Origin of the sequence: Gemmiger qucibialis (genome assembly GCF_027689445.1) — a bacterium.
GTDB classification, from domain to species: domain Bacteria; phylum Bacillota; class Clostridia; order Oscillospirales; family Ruminococcaceae; genus Gemmiger; species Gemmiger qucibialis.
The window spans coordinates 1-20,270 of the sequence record NZ_JAQFEN010000020.1 but is presented as its reverse complement, the minus strand read 5'-3'; the positions used below and the strand labels follow the sequence as shown (position 1 = coordinate 20,270).

Sequence of the window (20,270 nt, the reverse complement as noted above, 5' to 3'; positions counted from 1 at the left end):
CGTCTTTGCGTATAATGATATTATATTGGACGATATTGATATTTTAGGAGATGCCTGCCATGAAGTTTCTGGCTTCCCATGAAAGCAGTACGCGCGGCACTTTTGACTTTCCCATTGAGCTTTATTATGTAGATAAAATGCACCCACGCTATGAAATGCCGTTTCACTGGCACATGGAATTTGAACTTATGCTGGTTCTGAGCGGGGAGTTTTCTCTGCTGATTGATGGACGCTCTTACCTTTTACACAAGGGGGATGCCGCCATCATTTCAGCCGGGGCCGTTCACGGCGGAACCCCCAGCGACTGCGTTTACGAGTGTGTTGTCTTTGATATGAACCGCTTCCTCGGCAGCGGCTCCGTATGTCAGGCAAAATACAATGCGCTTTTTGAACGCGGCGCACAAATCGAGCCGTATCAACCGGCTGGCTCCGTAACCTGCCAACTGATTGACAGACTCTTTGAGGCAATGGAAAAAGAGCCGGAGGGATATGAATTTGTGACGATTGGTCTGATGTGGCAGTTGTTCGGTCAAATCCTTTTGCAGCATTCGTACACAGTATCCTCTCCCGGAAATAAACGAAATGATCGCAGCACAGCCCAAATGAAAGCGGCCTTAGAGCGCATCCGAAAGAATTACGCCAGCCACATCACCTTGGAAGATCTCGCCTCCACAGCAGAAATGACCCCTGAACACTTTTGCAGGGTCTTTCACAGCATAACCGGGCGCTCCCCTATTGACTATTTGAATTACTACCGGGTAGAATGTGCCGCTGAGCTATTATGCTCCACCGAAGATCCCATCACGGAGATCGCATATAGCTGCGGCTTTAGTGATTCAAGCTACTTTAACCGGATGTTCCGCCGCTATAAAGCTGAAGCTCCGGGCAAATATCGAAAGCTGCATAGCATATAAAATCGCGCCGACAGTGCATTGTCGGCGCGATTTTTTGGTCAATAATTTACATTCTTTCATCAATATATTCCGTTTTCAAAAGTTAGCGAATGTTTAATAATAGAAATAGAAATCTAAATAGGATGGGCGTGAAAAAATGACATATAAAAAGTTTATGAGTCTCTTTTTACTTGCCGGAAGTATCGTCAGCACACTCTGTAGCTGTGCTGCAACGGATTCTTCTGCTGTGGTCGGGTATGTCGATGAGCACCCCATCACTATGGAAGAGTTCAATTACTTCTTATCCCAGCAAAAAAGCTCCGTATGCCAAAGCTATTCTCAGCTTTACGGAATCACATCTTTTGACTCCGCCTTTTGGAATAGTGAATATGGTGATTCTACTCCGCTGGATTCCGCAAGGGCCTCTGCCAAAGAAGCCTGTCTGGAAGCATACGCCACACAAATGCTTGCCGAGAAGACAACTTCTGCTGAGTTCTTGTCGTTTTCCCAACTAAAAGAAAATGCAGAAAATTTCAACACTGCAAGAAAAGAAAGCACGTCAAACGGCGGTATTGTCTACGGCCCTATAGAGTATTCCTTTGATTCTTACTATCACCGTTATCTTTCACAGCTTGAAAACGATATAAAGGAATACTGGATTTCTACCAATGCTGTAAGTGATGCAGATATTGACGCTTTCTATTCTGAAAATCAAAATCTGTTCTCCCTGAATGGTGACGCAGATGTTTCTGCTATTTATTTGTCATATATTCCATCCGACCTCTCTGCTGACAACATCTTTTTGGGCCTTGAGGAAGGTGTTTCTTTAGAGGACATCCAAACACAATACCCTTACGTCACAGACTGGCACACCTATTCTTTTACAAACGAAACAGAAAAGTCCGATCTCTTATCCCATGCAGACATCGTTTCACAGGCATCCAGCATGAATACTGGAGATGTATCAGACCCGTTTTTAGATGGGACTTATCCGTGCATTATTAAAGTCACAAGAAAGGAGGACGCAACCGTTATCCCACTCGCAGAGGTTCGTAATCGTATCACAGATTACTTGTTAAACTCACGGATAAGCACAGAAACCGAGCTGATTCAAAATCGTCTGGTATTTACCGAAACCGATGCCTTTCAAAATACGTCAATCGAATAGGAGACTCAACCATGAAGAGAAAATTTTCCCTGGTCATGAGTGCAGCTATGATTTTAAGCCTCATCGCTCCTATGACCAACGCCTTGGCTGAAGATATTCAAACTCCAGAAACAGCCACTCCCGAAACCGTTGTCACAGAAGATGCCGCGTCCGGCGGAACCACCTATTATGTAGATTCTACAATCGGTGATGACTCCAACTCGGGAACCTCGCCCGAAACGCCTTGGAAAAGCCTCGACAAAGTGACCGCCACCACTTTCTTGCCTGGCGACACCATTCTCCTGAAATCCGGCTCCGTTTGGAATGGCGAATGGTTATGGCCAAAAGGCTCCGGAACCGCAGATGCGCCTATCAAGATCGACAAATACGGCGGTGATGCACTGCCTGTCATCAATGGTATGGGCATTGATCGTGGCATGAACTACTCTGGTGCTGTTCACCTGCGCAACCAAGAATATTGGGAAATTCGCAATCTTGAAGTCACAAACGATGATGACTTCGATGTTGACATCGACCTTTCCCGCCCGCAGGGTGACAACAGTTGGTCGAGTCAGGCCGAAACACGGAATGGCATTTTGATTATCGCCGATGGCGATCTTCTCAATGATGATGACGACGGCATTTTCGATCATATTTATATCGAGAACTGCTATGTACATGACGTAGATGGCCCCAACGATTGGAATGACACTTTTACTGGTGGAATCATCTACAATGTCGTTGGCACGAAAATTCGTCCTAACACTTCTTTCCGTGATATTCGGATTGCCTACAACACGATCCGCAAGGTTGATTTGCTTGGCATTACCGGCTTTGTGCAGATGGCAAAAAGCGGCTATCAGGACGATGTTGACACATACAATCTTTGGATGGAAGACATCTATATCGGCCATAACTATATCGAAGACGTTGCTCAGGGCGGCATCGATTTGTGCGATGCCCGAAATGCCGTCGTTGAATATAATGTTGTTGATGGCTTCCTAAAGCGGTATCCCAATTTCCGTCCTACTGTTGCTCTGTACCCTTGGAAATGTGAGAACTCCGTCTTGCAGTACAATGAAGTTTATAATGGGCCTTCGACGAACGCGGACGGCAGCCCCTATGATATGGATTCTGCACTAAAAAATGTTGTCTACCAGTTCAACTACTCGCACAACAATCCCTGTGGCTGGATGTTGTACATGGGGCGCAATACCAATGATATAATCCGCTACAATATCAGCGATGACGGTGGCGACTTTATCATCAAGTATTTCCTTACCGCCAATGCAACTCCTGCCTACTTTGTAAACAACGTAATCATGTATGATGGTGCCAGAACCACATTCATGCACCGTGATCCTTTCAAATCGCAAACTTATTTCTACAACAATGTTTTCTATAATAAAAGTACCACAACCACCACAACATGGCACGATACCAAACGCTATCTCGGGAATCTCGGTTCTGTCACATTCAGCCATAACTGTTTCTACGAAGCCAGTGGTATCCATTCCCAATATGAACCAGCCGACGACTATAAAGTCACTGAGAATCCCGATATGGTGAATCCCGGACAGACTCCTCAGCAGAACAGCGATGGCATTCTGAGTGGTGCTACAGTTTGGGATGGCTACAAGCTCAATGCAAGTTCTCCGCTGATCGATGCAGGCATCTATGTTCCCCAGATGGGAACCACTGATTTCTATGGCACTCAGCTGTATTGGGGTAATGCTCCTGACATCGGTGTTCACGAGTACCAGCAGGGCGAATATAATAATCCATCCAATTTTGCATTAGGCAAAACTGTAACCTCTAACAATTCCCATGAATCCTTGACTCCCGATTTAATGGTTGACGGCATCTATTCTCAGAATTCTCGCTGGGCCGCCGCCAACTCGGATCTTCCCATCTGGCTGGATATTGATTTTGGCAAGGATACTACCTTTAATAAGGTTGTCCTTACTGAAAATATTGTATCCGGGTGGGCATCTCCCCGAATTGCCTCCTTCAACTTGCAGATTCCTACGGCGGATGGTTATCAAACAATTTACACCTATGACGGCGAAATCGGCGAAGGGAAAGATTTCACGTTCGACACTGTGACTGCATCCCATCTTAGAATGGAAATCACCAGCCTCCGCGCCGACACAAGTACGCATGGCCGTGGCGAAACCGATCCCAGCATCGTTGAATTTGAGGTATACAAAGTTCCCGTAATTCGTGAGCCGCAGAATCTGCTTTTGAATAAGTCCGTTTCCGCCAGCTCTTCGCACCCCTCCTGCCCCGCATCCAAAGTAAATGACGGCGATGCCTCTCAGGGTTCCCGCTGGGCTGCTGCCAACTCGGATCTTCCTGCATGGCTGGAATTCAATCTTGGCTCTGAGCAGACCTTTAACAGCGTAACCATCACAGAAAATATTGTTCCAAATTGGGCATCCGAACGAATTACCGGCTTAGAGTTCCAAGCATGGAATGGTACGGAATACACTACAATCAGTACCTATAGCGGCACGATTGGCACATCCAAAACCATTTCCCTGCCAGAAACGACCAGTTCCAAATTCAAGGTCTTGATTACTGGATTGCAGGAAGACACTACGAAAAATAGCAAGGGGCAAACCGATCCAAGCATCCAAGAAATCGAGCTTTACTACCGCTAATATAACAGAGCCGCTTCAAGCGTATTGCATAAGTGCAACGCTTGAAGCGGCTCTATTTTTATCCTTTAGAATAAGCAACTCCCGCGCTTGTTAGGCGCGGGAGTTAAAGAAGGAGAAAACACGAGTTTGCATAATGCACTCTACTCCACTATGCAAAACGCAAAATGAAAAAGCAGATTAGTGGCATCAGCAATATTTTTCAATTACTTTCTGCATGGCATCCCAGTTTTCTTCCATGCCGGAAGTCAGCTTAAACTGGGTACGGGCGCGATTGAGATTCTGCTGTTCGTAGTTGATGTGGAAGTAGTGGTCTCCCTCCAGATAGTCGGCAAGGAAACGCATTCCGCACTCCATCGTCATCAACTTAGCACCCCACGGCAGGGTCTGCTTTTCCAGCGGGGTGAACGATTTCCCTGCTGCCTGCAAGAAGCCCTTTGTGTAAATTTCGAACAGTTCCATGCTGAAATTCACTTTCGTGAGGTCAGCTTCGTCCTCGGCGCAGTGGTTAGCACCAAAGCGGATGGAATCGCCAAAATCATTGGCAGCAAGACCCGGCATGACCGTGTCAAGGTCGATGACGCAAAGCCCCTCGCCGGTTGTTTTATCGAACAGGATGTTGTTCAGCTTGGTATCGTTGTGAGTAACTCGCAACGGCAGCTTGCCTGCCGCCAACAGATCCACCATAACGTGATACTCTGCTTCGCGGGCGCGGACAAACTCGATCTCGCGCTGCACCTGGGCTACGCGGCCCATGCGGTCCTCAACCACGGCGCGCTGGAAATCAGCGAAGCGCTTGGGCGTGTCGTGGAAGTGCGGGATTGTCTCATGCAGGGTATGAGCCGGATAGTCGGCAAGCTGATGCTGGAAGTTGCCAAATGCAACGGCGCTCTGGTAAAAATCCTCGGCGGACTGCACCTGCTGCAAGCAGACAGTATCCTCCACAAAGTCATAGACACGCCAGCAGCCGCCATCGGCAGCTTGGTAATAAGGCCTTCCCTCTTTGGTAGGCACCACATGGAGCGTGGCACGCGCCGGGTCAGCCCCGCGCTGCTTGGCTTTTTCGCGCAGAAAATCCGTCACACCGCAGATGTTTTCCATAAGACCTGCCGGGTCTTTGAATGTATCGGTATTGATTTTTTGCAGGATGTAGCGTTTTGCCCCCTGCTCTGACGTTACCGTGATGGCATACGTCTGGTTAATATGACCCTCTCCGTAGGGAATCGGTTCTGACACTGGGCCATCCCATTGCCACGCGGTCAAAATTTCTTTCATCACATACATCCTCACTGATAGACTGCCAGCAGCCGTAGAGTTGGTTCTGTGCGAGAAGCTGTAATCTTTATGGTAAGCGTCAGCACTTCCACAGGGGCGAAGCGGCAGATACGTTTATGTCCAACTACCGTAAATTCGGCAACCTTGCTTTCATCTGCCCAAATCTCACCTCTTTCGATGCGCTGCCCTGTCGGCAGATGCTCCCCCAGAACAACACAAGAAACCTTCTGCGGCTTCGGGAATTTCAAAGTAATCGTATCGGATTCTTGTCCGTAGGCAGCCTGCCAATAGGTATCTGCCATACCGTCTACAGCCTGTGTGATGGGGTGCTGCGCAATCGCGGAATCTGCCGTAATTGCCGCCTTTTCTGTTACGTTGCTGGCAAAAATCTGGCGGATTTTAGCACCCAGCTCCGCAAGGCTGGCGCAGTCCGGTGCGGCAATACGGCCATGCGTATCGGGTGGAATGTTCAGCAGCAGACTTGCATTCGCACCAACGGCATCCAGATAGATGTCCAGCAATTCGTCTGCCGTGCGCACGTCAGTGTCCTCCTCCGGATGGTAAAACCAACCCGTTCGGATGGAAGTATCCACCTCGGACGGATACCAGACAAGTTCTCTTGCATTGCGGATGACCTCTCTGCTGCCGATGTCCTCGTCTTGAGAGTCGATTTTACGGGAGAATTCTCCGTCATCCGCCTGCTGCGATTTAGATGCCGTGCGCTCGGCATCCCGCAGCTCAGCGGGAACCACGCTCCACTCTGCTTTCCGGCAATGCCCGGCCTCGTTGCCGCACCAGCGCACATCGGGGCCGCAGACATTCAAAACCGCATTCGGCTGCAATTTACGCAGCACCGCATAGTAGCGTTCCCAATCGTAAATTTGCTTTTTGCCGTTTTTGCCCTCGCCACAGGCACCGTCAAACCAGAAGCAGAAAATGTCTCCGTAGTTTGTTGCAAGCTCGGTCAGCTGGGAAACGAAATAATCATCATACGGTTTTCCCTGCCCATAGCGTGCATCGTAACGATCCCACGGGGAGAGATAGACACCAAACTTGATACCGCCGCGCCGGCAGGCATCCGATACCTCGCGCACAACATCGCCCTGTCCGTTCTTCCACGGGCTGTTTTTTACGCTGTGCTCGGTGTAGGCGCTCGGCCACAGGCAGAAGCCGTCATGGTGCTTACAGGTCAAAATCAGTGCCTTCATACCGGCACTTTTGACTGCGGCGACCCATTGGTCGGCATCCAGCGCATCGGGGTTGAACAGCGCCGGGTCTTCGGTGCCATCGCCCCACTCGCGGTTCGTGAAGGTATTCATGCCGAAATGGGTAAAGGCGTAAAATTCAAGCTGCTGCCATGCCAGCTGGCGCGGGCTGGGCGTGATAGAGGCCGCATAGCGGATCTGTTCTTCGGGTGTTCTCATTCTATTATCCCTCAATGCTGTACCACTTGATCTCATTGGTATCCAGATGCAGATCGAAGCAGCTGCCGTCGCCGGTGTAAACGGTCGTGTCCTGCGGTTCGTAGGTGTTGTTGACCACGCAGTACTTGCCGTTCTTAACGTAGGCATGGACTTCCACATTGTAGTTCGTGCTGAACCATTTGTGCAGGTCGGCTTCATCGTGGGCAGCCCACAGGATGGCGCGGTACAGCACGCGGTTGTTCACAAAGCTGTACGGCAGACCGCTGATATACACACCGCGCCCCTTGCCGTACTCATGCGCAGCCATCTGGACTTCCTTGTCACGCTGAATGAGAATCTCGGTGCCTTCCAGTGCGAAGATGCTCTTTTTGCCCTCGCCGAAGTCCACGTCATGGTCGGGGCAGTCGGCCAGAATGAAGTGGTCGCGGTGCTCGTCCCAGTTGTACTTGTCGTAGTTCAGGGTGAAGCCCGTTTCTTTCTCTACACCAAGCGGCGCGGACAGCTGCAAATAGCGCCCCTGATACTGGTGACCGCCCGGTTCGCCGACACCAATCAGACCGCCGCCGCGGTGGACAAAGCCCTTGACGGCAGCGGAAATATCAGGATCCTCCCAGACCTTGCCGCCGGTGTGGGCGGTGTCGCCGTCACCGACGTTGATAAGGACGTCAATGCTGTCCAGCACCTTCGGGTCAGCCTTGATGTCGTCAAAGCTGATAAACTTCACATCAAACGGCGCACCGGACAACGCTTCGATAACGCCCGCATAGCTGTAATTCTGCTTCTGGTACAGCGCATGGTGAACCATGTGGCAGCCCCACGCGCGCTGTTGCCCCCAGCTGTTCAGCACAGCCACGGTCTTGACGCAGTAGGGGGTCGTGCCCTTGATGTTCTCGTACAGTTCGCGGAACTCGTTGCAGACGCTCTCGACATAGTCGAGGAACTCCGGGAACTCGCAGGCCAGCTTCAGGTAGCCTCCGTAGCCGATGCGGTCAATGGGCTTGCGCAGGATGGCGCGGCGAGCGGTGACCCAGTTCTCCTTGGCTTCGCGCACAGGGTCGCCGCCCTCGTGGAAGGTATCGGGGAAGAAGTAGGGCAGGAATCGTCCCTCGGTGTACTTGACGCCGGGGATGTCGGAAATCAGGCGCAGGGTGCTGCCGTTGCCGACACTGCCGACAATGGCATCCACGCCGGACTGCTGGAACTCGGGCATGAACGGCTCGCAGCCGATCCAGTGGTCGCCCAAGAACATCATCGCTTCCTTACCGTACTCGTGGACGATGTCGGTCATTTCCTTCATCAGACCGGCGACCTCGCGGCGCTGGAACGCCTGGAAGTCCTTGTACTCCTTGGTGGGCACGCGGTACTGGTTGTTGTAGTAGCCCTGATCGATGATAAACTCGGGGCGGAATTTGTAGCCAACTTCCTTCTCAAACTGCTCCAAAATATAGGGAGAAACGGACGCCGAGTAGCCGTACCAGTCCACGTACTTCTCGCGGCGCAGCTCGTCAAACACCAGCGTGAACAGGTGGAAGAAGGTCGTAAAGCGCACGACATTGACATAGGGGTGGCTCTCGAGATATTCGCGCAGACGGCGCATTGTGTAGGCGTGGGTCTTGGGCTGACGTACATCGAACGGAATTTGATGTTCGACATCCTTCCAGTCGTTGATGACCGAGTTGTACATGTGGACGGGGTCCCAAATCAGGTATGCCAAAAAGCTGACCGTGTACTCGTGGTAGGCGGCGGGAGCGTCGATGACAACGCTCTCGGTTGCTGCGTCATAATGCCACGCGGCGGCATCCAACGGCTCGCCCGTCGTGCGGTCGATGACCTCCCACCAGCGGGTGATGTCGTCGCGGTCGTTGACCTTCATCAGCTCACGGCTGATGCCCGTCATCAGGGGGATGGTCAGCGCGCCGTCCTCGGCGGTATAGAACGGGGTCATAATGTAGCACTGCTGGGTTTCATCGGGGTTCGCCTTGGCCCAGGCGTTGTCCTTGCGGGTGGTGTAGTAGGTGGCGTAGATCTTGGCGCCGGTGTCCTTCAGCTCCTGCGGGAACTCGGTGCCGTCGCAGTCGCGGATGGCATCCGCGCCCCAGCGCTTGAGCAGGTCAAGGGTTTCGGGTACTGCGTCCATATCGGTGGGAATCGTTACACGACCTTTGGTATTCATTTCTTGTTTTCCTCCGTCCATTGGTAAGATTGAGTTTGTCCGGCCTGCAAGGTGACCCAGCAATGCGTGTTGCAAAGATACCAGCTTCCGTCCTGTGTTGCTTTTACGGTAAGGCTGTGCTTGCCGTCTGCTGTCCGCTGATAAGAAATCAGCAGACCATTTTCTGCCCGCAAATTCTGAAATGCAACAGGTTCATTTTTCCAGCCCTGCGGGCAGGCCGGTAAAACCTCGATATGATTCTTTTCGGAACGCAACAGCATTTTCTGTACGGCGTGTGCCGCCAGAAAATCCGCTTCCAGCGTAAAGGGGCGATAGTGGAAATCACAAACGCCGCTGTTTTTGTAGTCGCCGTTCAAATGAAATCCGTTCCGGCTCAGGAAATGCTCTGCGAAGCGGTGCAGCTCATACAAAGCTCCATTTCCATTGCTGCGGGCAATCTGCAAAAGTGCCATCCAGCCGAAGGAGAATCCTACCCACTGCCCGCTGCCGAGATGTACAAGATGGTCTACCGTTGCATCTATTACGCTTCGATCCTGCGGGTTTTCATAGCGCAGCATACACAGCGGTTCGATTGCCATAGCGTGGGAAAAATGGCGGTGCGTTTCCTGCAAGGTTTCATTGGGCGAAAGCATCAGCCCGGTTTCTGTATCTACGCTCAACGGAGCAAGTTTGGCCTCCATTGCATGCCAATAGCCGCGGGGGTTGCCAAGCTGGTACTCGATCTGTACCAGAGTGTGGAACAGATAGTGCAGCAGCGCTAGATCGTAGTTGCTGTTAGGAGTCAGCCATGAGGCTGCCTCATCATCGTGAATTTCCGGTGAGGACGAGACCGGTAAAACCAGCTTTCCGTCCGGGCCTTCTTGCAGGAGTTCTTCCAGGCAGGCTGCCGTGGCGGTAAAGTAAGGCTCCACACGGGTGCGCAGAAACTCTTTATCCCCCGTCAGGCGGTAGTATTCATAAAACATCTGGCAGAGCCAGATTTGATTGGTCGGTGACAGAGAATACATCGGCCAGCCGCCGAGCGCACCGCCGTCAATGTCCATGACACTGGGCAGGCACTCCCCTGCTGTGCCGTAAAATGCACGGGCAAACTTTGCCGCCTGCGGGCGCAGCGACCAGAGATAATCAAGAAACACCTTTCCCTGCTCCGGGTGGTTGGCAGTCAGATAGTGACAGTAGGTGAATTGGGTGTTGAGGTCGTTGTGGTAATCACCTTTCCACGGTGGGAGCTGATCGTCATCCGCGCACCATACCCCTTGCAGCGGCATCGGGGCATTGCCCGGCTCGGAACCCGCTGCCAAAAAGTAATTGGCGCGGTACCAAAGCTGTTCGAGTGTTTCATCCGGCAGCTGCAAACTGCTTTTGCCCCAGTATTGCTGCCACCAGCGTTTATGCTGTTGCAGCAGCTTCTCTGCACCCATATCTTCTGCTGCACATAGTTCCAGCTTCGCCAGTTGGCTTGCTTTTTCTACGTTTTCTGCCTGCACGGCGGTATAATACAGCGTTGTGCCGCATTTTTTGCAGAGCAGCGTATAGGCAGTTCTATCATCGACCTTTTGGAAAAAGCCAATCATGCCGTCCTCCGTTTCGAGGTTGGCATCCGGCAGGGCGAGTTGCTGCAAGCTGCCAGGGGACACGCTGTTGCCCGCTTCGGCTGCCTGCGTGCCATTCCCGAAAGAGGGGCGCTCCACCGTAAGGGTTACATCTCGGTATGTTTCCGGCAACATCAGTACACCCACAGGCCGCCCCATACAGAGGCAGGCGCGCAGAATGGTTCTGCCGCTTTGGGAAAAGGATGCCACCGCCGTGCCCAAATCAAGGCTTGCCTGATAGCTGCCCCGCGGCAGTCCATCCAAGAACAAGTGTCCCGCGGGGATTTTTGTAGGTGTCGGGCGGGCGTAGGGCGTATCAAAGATACGGCGTGTTTCTGCCACATCGCCTTTCCGTGCAAGCTCTACCAGTTTTGCATAGGTAAATTCTTTATCGAGTTTTTCCTCCGGGCGGCGACGCAGCCACAGTCCGGCAATGTCCACGGAAATGCGCAGGTGCTCCATCGGTCCCCAAAAAAGAGAACCGAGTATGCCGTTTCCCAGTGGAATTGCTTCATCCCAGCGGGGTATTGGGCCGGTTAAATTGATGTTGCAATGTTTTGGGGGCAGCATATCGGTTCTCCTAACCTATTCGATTTTGTTTAGCCCTTAACGCCGCCGACGCTCAAGCCCTGCACGAGCTGCTTCTGGCCGACGATGAAGAGGATGACGGTGGGAATCAGTGCCAGCACGAGGGCTGCGAACAACGCGCCCCAGTCGGTAGCGTAGCGCTGGATCTCATACAGGTTGGCAAGGCCGACAGGCAGCGTAGCCTTGGTCGGATCGGTAACCATAACGAGAGCCACCGGGTATTCGTTCCATGCAGCCATAGCGGAGATCATGCAGACTGTCACGATGCCGGGTTTGCACATAGGAATGATAATGCTCGTCAGAATGCGGAACGGACCGCAGCCATCAATCATGGCAGCTTCCTCGTAATCGCGCGGGATGCTGCGCAGGAAGCCGGTCAGCAGGAAGATAGCAAACGGGAACTGCATCGTTGCATACAGTACACCCAGCGCCGTCAGGCTGTTGAGCAGGTTCAGCTTGTTCATCTGCAAGAACAGCGGAATCATAATATAAGTGGCCTGAATGAAGATGGCCGCCATGTAGATGTTCAAAATCAGCTTCGCGCCGGGGAACTTATACCGCACAAGGCAGTAAGAACACGGCACAACGCAGATCACAATAATGACCAGTGTTTCCAGCACGACATAAATCGAGTTGCCGATGTTGGCAGCAAGGTTAGATTTTTCATAAGCGCGGACGTAGTTATCCCATGCAAGTCCCTGCGGCCATGCAAAGGGATCCGTCAGAAACTCTGTACTGGTTTTGAACGAAGAAACGACGTTCCACGCCAGAGGGTACAGCATGATAATGGCAACCAAAATCAGGAACAGGCGCGTCACCCACTTGATGACCTTTGCTCTGATTTTGCTTTTTTCATTTTGTGTCATATTACTGACCTCCTTCGGAAGCATCGGTCAATTTGCGGGACAGCATGGACAGCGCCACGGAGATGGCGAGCGTAAAGACCGTGATAGCCATGGCATAGCCAAAGTTGCCGTTGACAAAGCCCTGCGTGTACATATATTGCAGCAGAACGCTGGATGCACCGTTAGGACCGCCCCCAGTCATGACCTGCGAAAGCACAAAACTCAGGTTGATGGTGCCGGAAAGTGCCAGAACAAAGGTGATGCCGATAATATCTTTCATCAGAGGCATCGTAATACTGACGAGCTTGCGCCATGCGCTGGCACCGTCCAGCGTTGCGGACTCGTAGATTTCCGGCGAAATGCCGTCCATAGCCGCGATATGCATGACCATGTAGTAACCGGCAGCCTGCCACAGCAGCGTGAACGCGATACACCAAAGTGCGGTCTTGCTGTCGCCCAGCCAGGAACGCTGCAAGCTCTCCAGCCCGACAGCACCGAGAATCTTATTGACGATGCCCACATTCGGGTGGAACACAAAACTCCAGATAATACCTACAACGGTCAGAGAAACGATGTTCGGGAAATAGAAAATCGTGCGATACAAGACCATTTCTTTCAGCTTGCACTGGTTCAAAACGAATGCCAGCACCAGACTACAGAAAATTGTGATAACGGGAACAACCGCCATCAGCTTTGCTGTGTTTTTAAGTGCTTGAATGAAAGATTTGTCGTGGAACATATAGATATAGTTATCCAGCCACACAAATTTGTTGTTAAGCCCCAGAGAGGTCGCATTGGTAAAAGAAAGATATAATGCCTGCACCGTAGGCCAGATCGTGAACATAAGAGTTAGGATCACGGCAGGCAGAACGCTGATGCAGATAAACAGTACGGGAAGCGGCTGCGCCTTTTTTTGGCGATTTTGGCGGTTTTTCAAACAAGTTTCCCCCTTAAAAAGAACCCTGCCAAGTTCGCATGGCGTTTACTCGGCAGGGTCAATCTTACTTTGGTCAGTGGAAATTCAGCAATTCAGCTTACTTGGAAGCAGCAATCTCCTCGAAAGCAGCCTCGATGCCGTCACGCCACTGCTCGGCAGTCATGTCACCATTCATAACGTCACTGGCAACATTGAAGACGGAATCAGCGATAACAACCTTGCTGGTGTCGGGCATTGCATCCCAACCGAAGACCATGAACGTGCCTTCCTGATAGATGTCGTTCATGTTGTAGACACCATCGGTAACGATGCCCTTGACCATCTCGTTGGCCTTCTTCAGAGCGTAGATGCCGTTGGCTTTTTCTGCGAACAGCTTAACGGAATCCTCAGTGTACAGGAAGCGCAGGAACTCTTTTGCCAGTTCGGGGTTCTTGGCGTTGGCAGGAATCTCAAACTGCTCAACGGAGCTCATAACATAGCGGGCCTCGCCGTCATCCAGAACGGGTGCGCAGGTCAGACCAAACTCAAAGCCGTCAGCACGGGGAGCATCGGCCATTTCGCCTTCCATCCAGTTGCCGTTGGGGATGAACAGAGCCTTGTTCATCATCATGTCAGTCTGGCTCTGGGTATGGTTCAGAGCAACGGTGCCATCCATCAGGTAGCCATCGGTGCCGATCTTTGCCATGTTCTGGAAGACCTTGAGGGCCTCATCAGAGCTGAGGGAGCCGGGCGTGTAGGAGGCGATTGCCTTCATGTTGTCGATGCCGGTGGCAGAAGCCAGTGCGGGCCACAGCATGCTCTCAAGGTAGCCGGGGTAGATACCCTGATAGGTAAACAGTGCGATACCCTTTTCCTTGGCCTTGTCGCCCAGTTCAAAGAAGTCATCCCAGGTCACAGGTGTTTCCCAGCCGTTCTCTTCGAACAGAGTCTTGTTGTAAACCAGACCCATCGGGCTGGCATCAAACGGGGCAATGTAGATTTTGCCATCGCCGTAGGGAGAGCACTTGGCAGAATCCAGCAGACCATCGATAACCTGATCCTTCAGCGGGGTGTCATCATCAATGCCGCCCTCCTCAAAGACATCGGACAGATCCATCAGCGCATGCTCCTTGACCATAGAGGAAATCAGGCCGGTGGAGTCGTTGTCGTTCATCGAGATGAAGTCGGGCACATTACCTGCCACGATTTGCGGGCGGATGATGTCGCCAATCTTCGGGCTGATCTGCATATTGACAGTGACGCCGGGATAGGCATCCTCGAAGCGTTTGATGATTTCGTCCCAGTACGCGGAACCGTAGCCGCCCTCGAACACCGCGATGTTCAGTTCATTGTTCTCAAAGGTCTTCTCACCGGTAGAGGCTTCGCTGGTAGCGGCGGACGTTGCTTCGGAAGAGACGGCCTCGCTGGATGCTGCTGCGCTGGAAGATGCTGCGCTGCCGCAGCCTGCCAGACAGGTAGCTGCCATTGCAGTGGCAAGCATCATGCTGATTGCTTTTTTCATGGTTTTCCTCCTAAAAATTATTCCTTCTTTGTTTGGGATGCGGCTCATCTGTCGTTCCCTGATTGCACTCTTATTATATCGGGCAAACCGGATTTGATAAATGTATTCCCTTTACTTAAAGATGGATTTTATTGACTTTTTCTGTCGTTACCCTTATAATTCAGGTAATGTATGGATAGATTGTAGTCACTTTGCACAAACGGAGGCCTATATATGTCACTAAATGCACAAAAAACGCGTGGGTTTTCCCCCAATGTGTTGCGACGAATCAAGCTTCGCACCCGTCTGTTTGTGACATTTTTGATTATTTCTCTTGTTCCCGTCATCACGATTGGTATTTTTTCTTACCGTGCATACACCCAATCCATGAACGAAAAGGTCAAACAGGCTGCCTTACAAACTATCGAACTACTCAATAATAATATGTCTACCCAGCTTGGCATTTATAGCGACTACATAGGTTCCATCTCCGTATCTGATACTGTACAGAATGGTGTCGCATCTGTCAATAATGGGCACCCCCTTACGAGTGGTATTGTAAGCGGTATTGGTGAAATGATCGTCACAATTCCTTTTCAGAGCACACACCTTAAAAACATCCGCGTCGTTTCCAATGACCGCACAGTCATCTACGATTTGGGCTATGACGATATTACACCTCAGCGTTTTAATGAATTGTTGGATAATATTGAGGCCGCCTCTCCACAGGATAGTCTGCAATACATCCACACTTACCGCGCCAACGATAAAATTGTCATTGGCCGTAAAATCTATGATATGCACCACACCAGCACGCCGCTGGGGTATATCATGCTGTACATTGACGAATCCCAGCTAAGCCGCTACATATTTACCGATGTTTCCTTTGGCGAGGGGTCCAACTTCCTGCTGATTGATGCCGCCGGCAATGTGGTATCTTCTCAGAACGCGGAACTGCTGGGAGAAGATTTGGCCGATGACCCGATTTTCCAGCAGATCACGGCGCTTCGGCAGGCGGGTGAAAACAACTTTTTATGTGAGCTGAACGGCGTAGATACACTGACAATTTTCAAATACAACACAACCTATAATGTGTATCTGGCGGCCACGATTCCGCAGGCCTACATTACCAACGGCACAAGAACCATCAATATGATGCTTATTGCGCTGGCCGCAGTGCTAGTCGTTGTCAGTGTGTTCCTGACACTGCTTGTCTACCGCAGCGTCATGCACCCCATTGATAATATGGTTGCCGCCTGCAATGCGAAAAGCGATGAGGAAATCGGGCTGAAAATCAATGATCCCAGCCCCGACGAACTCGGATTTCTGGCGCGCACCATCGACAACATGGTCAACGAAATTGGTCTGCTGGCGCAGCGCTGGAGCGATGATCAGCGCAAAATGCGCGAGTTGGAATTGCAGACTCTGCAATATCAAATCAACCCGCACTTCCTGTTCAATACCCTGAACACCTTAAAGTGGATTGCCACACTCAATCATGTTACCCCGGTCAGCCATGGTATTGATGCCCTCTCTTCTCTGCTGCAAAGCACCCTTATTAAAAAGGATGAATTGATTCCGTTTGATGATGAGCTGCGCAACCTGAAGAACTACTGCGACATCCAGCAGCTGCGTTACGCAGGGCGCTTTGAGATGGAATATCAAATTGAAGATGCTGCCGGATACTGGACTGTGCCGCGCTTTATTTTGCAGCCGCTTGTAGAGAACTCCATCCTGCACGGCACGGCGGATGAAGATGATTTTGTCACCATCACCGTCCGTGCCACCGTGAGCGAGAATTTGCTTACCATTCATATCTCCGATACCGGCTGCGGTTTTGACCCCAGTGCCATCAAGGAGAAAAATTCTGAGCGCTTCTCCGGCATCGGATTAAGCAACGTAGATGAACGTATGCGTCTACACTACGGAAATGAATACGGCCTTACGATTGAAAGCGCCCCCGGCATCGGCACACAATGTATTCTCCGTATTCCAAATGAAGCCATTCGTTGAGGTAACACAATGTATAATTTATTGCTTGTAGATGACGAACCGCTGATTAAGGTTGCTTTCCAGTCCGCCGTGGAGTGGGGCAAGAACGGCTTTCTTCTGGCGGCAACAGCCAGTAATGGGCAGGAAGCGCTGCACATTGTAGAGACACAGCACATTGATGCGGTTATTACGGACTTGAAAATGCCCGGCATGGATGGGCTTGCACTCATTCATGAATTGAAAAAGCGCAGCTTTACCGGTCCGATTCTGGTGTTGAGCAACTATTCCGATTTTGATTCCGTGCGCACAGCCCTAACGGACGGTGCCTATGACTACTTCCTGAAAATCAATATGAACGGGGAAAGCATCGGCGAGCATCTGGAAAAGATGGCCGATTTGCTTCGTGTCCAGCAGCAACGCCAGACGGAAGAGGACCACCGATCCTTTGCCATTGAAGCGCAGAAAAAGGAGAATGCCCTGATTCACTGCGCTCAATGGGTAACGTCCACTGCTGAGCCCTCCCCTGCGGCTAATCCGTTTTCCATGCTGCCGGAACCGCTGGCCTTTCCCGTCCGGCTGTTTACCGTCACTTTAATTCCCGCAAAAACTCATCCTATGCCCGCGCTGGATGCTGTGACCGACTTAATTACCGAGGTTTTCGATGAAATCAGCGGCAAAGTATTTCTGCACACCCATGAGGATGAAATCTGCGGGTTGATCAGCAATGAAAGCCTTGTAGCCTCCGGGCGTACTCTGGATAAGAAACTTGCCCGCTTGCAACGGCAGGTCACAACATATTTTCTGGATGCGCCAGTCATCATATACCACGACAAGCCCATTTCACTGGCCAAACTCCGCCAAGACTACCAACTGTGCGAGGATTCCAAAGCTCTCGCCTTTTATGTAGGGCGCAGCGCTCCCATAAAGGCAACGGCACACACAGTTACCGCCCAACCCTTCCATGTCTCTCAGGCAGAACTGTCCAAGGCCACCGCAGCAGCAGCGCAAAATGCCGATGAGTTGCAGATGCAGATTGCCGTTCACACCTTCTTTCAGAACTGCGCGGCGCTCTGTATGCCGCCGCAGCGCGTCCGTGAAGCCTGCCATCTGTTGCTGGAGCGTCCCGGCGAGAATATGATTCCGCAGGAGACACTGGAGCAAACCTTTAAGGAAATAGAAAAAGCCCCCACCGCGGAGGCTCTTGAACAACTGCTCTGCTTGATTTTGCAGGAACGCATGGGACTTAGCAAAATTGCCTTGAGCAAATTCAAAAAAGAGGTGCAGGCCGTCATCATCTATGTAAACGCGCATTATATGGACAAACTGACGCTGGACGGCATTGCCGACTATGTAGGGCTGAACCGGGAATATCTGAGCCGCCTGTTCTCCAAAGAAACCGGCACCGGCCTGTTCCAGTACATCAACGAGGTGCGCATGAAACGCGCCGGTGAGATGATCCGCAGTAATAAGCAGGTCTATATCAAGGAAGTAGCTGCCGCCGTAGGTTTTGATGACCCCTACTTTTTCTCGCGAAAATTCAAAGATTTTTATGGGAAAACGCCGAGCGAATATGCGGAGGGATAAAGGTTAAGACAAATGGAACAACCTATGCGATGCAAAACATTGACCGCTATTTATAAAAACGAAATTAACACATTGAAAAAGCTATATGAAATTGATTTTTTGATTCACAAATCCGTCCGTATTCATATAGAGCAATTTACTGTCCGAAAAATTGAAATCGACTTCACGTCTGAGCAATTAGTTGATGATTTAATAGCTGTGCTTACAAAAGTAGAGCGTTTGCTTATGCTTTTTGATGGTTACTTTATGAATCTAATCTCAATTGAGTTTCAAGACTCTGCCGGATGTGTACCTCCCAATCTTAAGGAATGCGCAGAACATTTTATGAGGAGACGATTAGCCTATTTTCATTCTAACAAAATTCTCTTTTCCAGCAACTATTTGCTTGACTTTTCAAAAGTTCTAACACCTGCCCTTTACGAAAAGTGGAAAGGTATTTTGGAAGATCTTGATGTTGCGCATCAGGTATACCTCTATTCCCTATGTGATACGAATCAGCCTGTCGATTTGAGATGTGCTTTTTTGATCGAATTAGCTGAACCAGTCGTTGAAATCGTGAAGGCTAATAGTCCTCTTTTTGAGAGTCTAAATCCAGGAAAACAAGGCACCTCTTTACGTGATTGTCTCCGAGCACTTATAACAACATACGGTTCCGATATTTTTGAGAATGAGATAAATAGTTGCTTTGAAACATTCCTTAAATCATTAGTAAATAGTCGAGTTCGCATCATGCATATAAAGAGGAACTGCTCTGGTTCTTATTTGAACGGGCCAGAATCTGTCTTGTACTCAATTAAAATAAGCTTTTTGTACCGCATCGTTCTTTTCAACCTACTCGGCATAAGTCCATCACTGTATCACGAGAATCTTATTTCAAATATTCAAAGATGGAACTCGTGGAACGATATTATGGATAATCTTTTGTATCGCCTACAAAAATAACGTTTGCTTTTTTCTGTAACATAGCATGTAGACGTTAATACCAATCAGTATAATAAAAAGTCTCCATGCCTCATGAAGTGACCCCCCAAAAGTTAGACAATATTTTGAAGTAAAAATTATTCAAGCAGCCGAAAGGGCTTGCTGTCTGTGAATTGCAGGCGGCAAGCCCTTTAGCTTTGCCTTGATCCTGCGGTTGTTGTAGTAATCCAGATATTCGATCAGTTCCTGTTTGAAGTGTTCCATGGATTGAAATTCTTGCAGATATAACAGTTCACTTTTGAGCAGTCCGAAGAAATTTTCTATCACAGCATTGTCCAGACAGTTTCCCTTGCGGCTCATGCTCTGTCGGATACCCTTCTCGCGGAGCATCCGCTGGTACTGCTTGTGCTGATATTGCCAACCCTGATCAGAGTGGAGAATCAGGCTTGTTCCGGCCGGGATCTTTGCAAACGCCTCGTCAAGCATGGTGGTTACCATGCTGAGTACAGGACGATCCGATATGGTGTAACTGACCAGATCGCTACTGTGCAGATCGAGAATCGGGGACAGATAGAGCTTTTCTCCAAACAGGCTGAACTCCGTCACATCCGTGACCCATTTCTGATTTGGCTTTTCGGCATGGAAATCCCGATTTAGCAGATTTGGTGCGATTTTGCCCACTTCTCCCTTATAAGAGCGATACTTCTTCATTCTGACACGGCAAACTAAGCCCAACTCTTTCATAAGCCGCTGGACAGT

General features: G+C 50.4%; 14 protein-coding genes. 6 read left to right on the top strand and 8 right to left on the bottom strand.

Annotated elements, in window-relative coordinates:
• Positions 1 to 59: 59 nt before the first annotated feature.
• The 3 genes from PG062_RS15320 (at position 60) to PG062_RS15310 (ending at position 4,703) form a co-directional block, all read left to right on the top strand.
• Positions 60 to 914 carry an AraC family transcriptional regulator gene (locus PG062_RS15320; RefSeq protein WP_270752943.1) on the top strand — a complete coding sequence of 285 codons (855 nt, stop codon included), beginning with the start codon at positions 60 to 62 and terminating at the stop codon, positions 912 to 914.
• A 136-nt stretch (positions 915 to 1,050) separates the two neighbouring features.
• Positions 1,051 to 2,061, top strand: coding sequence for a peptidylprolyl isomerase (locus PG062_RS15315; RefSeq protein ID WP_270752941.1), 1,011 nt, complete (start codon positions 1,051 to 1,053; stop codon positions 2,059 to 2,061).
• A gap of 11 nt (positions 2,062 to 2,072) precedes the next feature.
• Positions 2,073 to 4,703, top strand: coding sequence for a discoidin domain-containing protein (locus PG062_RS15310; protein WP_270752939.1), 2,631 nt, complete (start codon positions 2,073 to 2,075; stop codon positions 4,701 to 4,703).
• Between the two features lie 186 nt (positions 4,704 to 4,889).
• On the opposite strand, the gene PG062_RS15305 is transcribed toward PG062_RS15310, so the two are convergent.
• The 7 genes from PG062_RS15305 to PG062_RS15275 all read right to left on the bottom strand — a co-directional run bounded on the left by PG062_RS15305 (position 4,890) and on the right by PG062_RS15275 (position 15,035).
• A complete protein-coding gene (locus PG062_RS15305; protein ID WP_270752938.1) occupies positions 4,890 to 5,975 on the bottom strand; it encodes a phosphotransferase enzyme family protein in 1,086 nt (361 codons plus the stop codon).
• 11 nt (positions 5,976 to 5,986) lie between these two features.
• Positions 5,987 to 7,399: an alpha-L-fucosidase gene (locus tag PG062_RS15300; RefSeq protein WP_270752937.1), complete on the bottom strand. Its 1,413-nt coding sequence runs from the start codon at positions 7,397 to 7,399 to the stop codon at positions 5,987 to 5,989.
• A 4-nt stretch (positions 7,400 to 7,403) separates the two neighbouring features.
• Positions 7,404 to 9,572, bottom strand: a complete 2,169-nt coding sequence (gene gnpA / locus PG062_RS15295) for a 1,3-beta-galactosyl-N-acetylhexosamine phosphorylase (protein ID WP_270752936.1) — start codon at positions 9,570 to 9,572, stop codon at positions 7,404 to 7,406.
• The gene (locus PG062_RS15290; protein WP_270752935.1) at positions 9,569 to 11,734 is read right to left on the bottom strand and encodes a glycosyl hydrolase family 95 catalytic domain-containing protein; all 2,166 of its coding nucleotides are present in this window, start codon (positions 11,732 to 11,734) and stop codon (positions 9,569 to 9,571) included. The genes gnpA and PG062_RS15290 overlap by 4 nt, the downstream gene beginning before the upstream one ends.
• Positions 11,735 to 11,763: 29 nt before the next feature.
• Positions 11,764 to 12,618: a carbohydrate ABC transporter permease gene (locus PG062_RS15285; RefSeq protein ID WP_270752934.1), complete on the bottom strand. Its 855-nt coding sequence runs from the start codon at positions 12,616 to 12,618 to the stop codon at positions 11,764 to 11,766.
• A 1-nt stretch (position 12,619) separates the two neighbouring features.
• Complete coding sequence (locus tag PG062_RS15280; protein WP_270752933.1) at positions 12,620 to 13,534, bottom strand: carbohydrate ABC transporter permease; 915 nt, start codon at positions 13,532 to 13,534, stop codon at positions 12,620 to 12,622.
• 97 nt (positions 13,535 to 13,631) lie between these two features.
• A complete protein-coding gene (locus PG062_RS15275) occupies positions 13,632 to 15,035 on the bottom strand; it encodes a carbohydrate ABC transporter substrate-binding protein (RefSeq protein ID WP_113998591.1) in 1,404 nt (467 codons plus the stop codon).
• Positions 15,036 to 15,326: 291 nt separating this feature from the next.
• Between PG062_RS15275 and PG062_RS15270 the strand changes: the two genes are divergently transcribed.
• The 3 genes from PG062_RS15270 to PG062_RS15260 are packed head-to-tail and all read left to right on the top strand — an operon-like array spanning position 15,327 to position 19,532.
• On the top strand, positions 15,327 to 17,027 hold the full coding sequence (locus PG062_RS15270; RefSeq protein WP_270752932.1) for a sensor histidine kinase: 1,701 nt from the start codon (positions 15,327 to 15,329) through the stop codon (positions 17,025 to 17,027).
• A 9-nt stretch (positions 17,028 to 17,036) separates the two neighbouring features.
• Complete coding sequence (locus PG062_RS15265) at positions 17,037 to 18,590, top strand: response regulator (RefSeq protein ID WP_270752931.1); 1,554 nt, start codon at positions 17,037 to 17,039, stop codon at positions 18,588 to 18,590.
• Between the two features lie 12 nt (positions 18,591 to 18,602).
• Positions 18,603 to 19,532 (top strand): hypothetical protein, encoded by a 930-nt coding sequence (locus tag PG062_RS15260; RefSeq protein ID WP_270752930.1) that lies wholly within the window; start codon positions 18,603 to 18,605, stop codon positions 19,530 to 19,532.
• Between the two features lie 120 nt (positions 19,533 to 19,652).
• Here the strand turns inward: PG062_RS15260 and PG062_RS15255 are convergent.
• On the bottom strand, positions 19,653 to 20,270 hold a 618-nt coding region (locus tag PG062_RS15255; RefSeq protein WP_270752929.1), incomplete at its 5' end, for an IS3 family transposase.

Bases quoted from the DNA above. Each gene is read 5' to 3' on its own strand.
- PG062_RS15320 (WP_270752943.1), top strand. From the start codon at position 60: ATGAAGTTTCTGGCTTCCCATGAAAGCAGTACGCGCGGCACTTTTGAC.
- PG062_RS15315 (WP_270752941.1), top strand. From the start codon at position 1,051: ATGACATATAAAAAGTTTATGAGTCTCTTTTTACTTGCCGGAAGTATC.
- PG062_RS15310 (WP_270752939.1), top strand. From the start codon at position 2,073: ATGAAGAGAAAATTTTCCCTGGTCATGAGTGCAGCTATGATTTTAAGC.
- PG062_RS15305 (WP_270752938.1), bottom strand. From the start codon at position 5,975: ATGAAAGAAATTTTGACCGCGTGGCAATGGGATGGCCCAGTGTCAGAA.
- PG062_RS15300 (WP_270752937.1), bottom strand. From the start codon at position 7,399: ATGAGAACACCCGAAGAACAGATCCGCTATGCGGCCTCTATCACGCCC.
- gnpA (WP_270752936.1), bottom strand. From the start codon at position 9,572: ATGAATACCAAAGGTCGTGTAACGATTCCCACCGATATGGACGCAGTA.
- PG062_RS15290 (WP_270752935.1), bottom strand. From the start codon at position 11,734: ATGCTGCCCCCAAAACATTGCAACATCAATTTAACCGGCCCAATACCC.
- PG062_RS15285 (WP_270752934.1), bottom strand. From the start codon at position 12,618: ATGACACAAAATGAAAAAAGCAAAATCAGAGCAAAGGTCATCAAGTGG.
- PG062_RS15275 (WP_113998591.1), bottom strand. From the start codon at position 15,035: ATGAAAAAAGCAATCAGCATGATGCTTGCCACTGCAATGGCAGCTACC.
- PG062_RS15265 (WP_270752931.1), top strand. From the start codon at position 17,037: ATGTATAATTTATTGCTTGTAGATGACGAACCGCTGATTAAGGTTGCT.
- PG062_RS15260 (WP_270752930.1), top strand. From the start codon at position 18,603: ATGGAACAACCTATGCGATGCAAAACATTGACCGCTATTTATAAAAAC.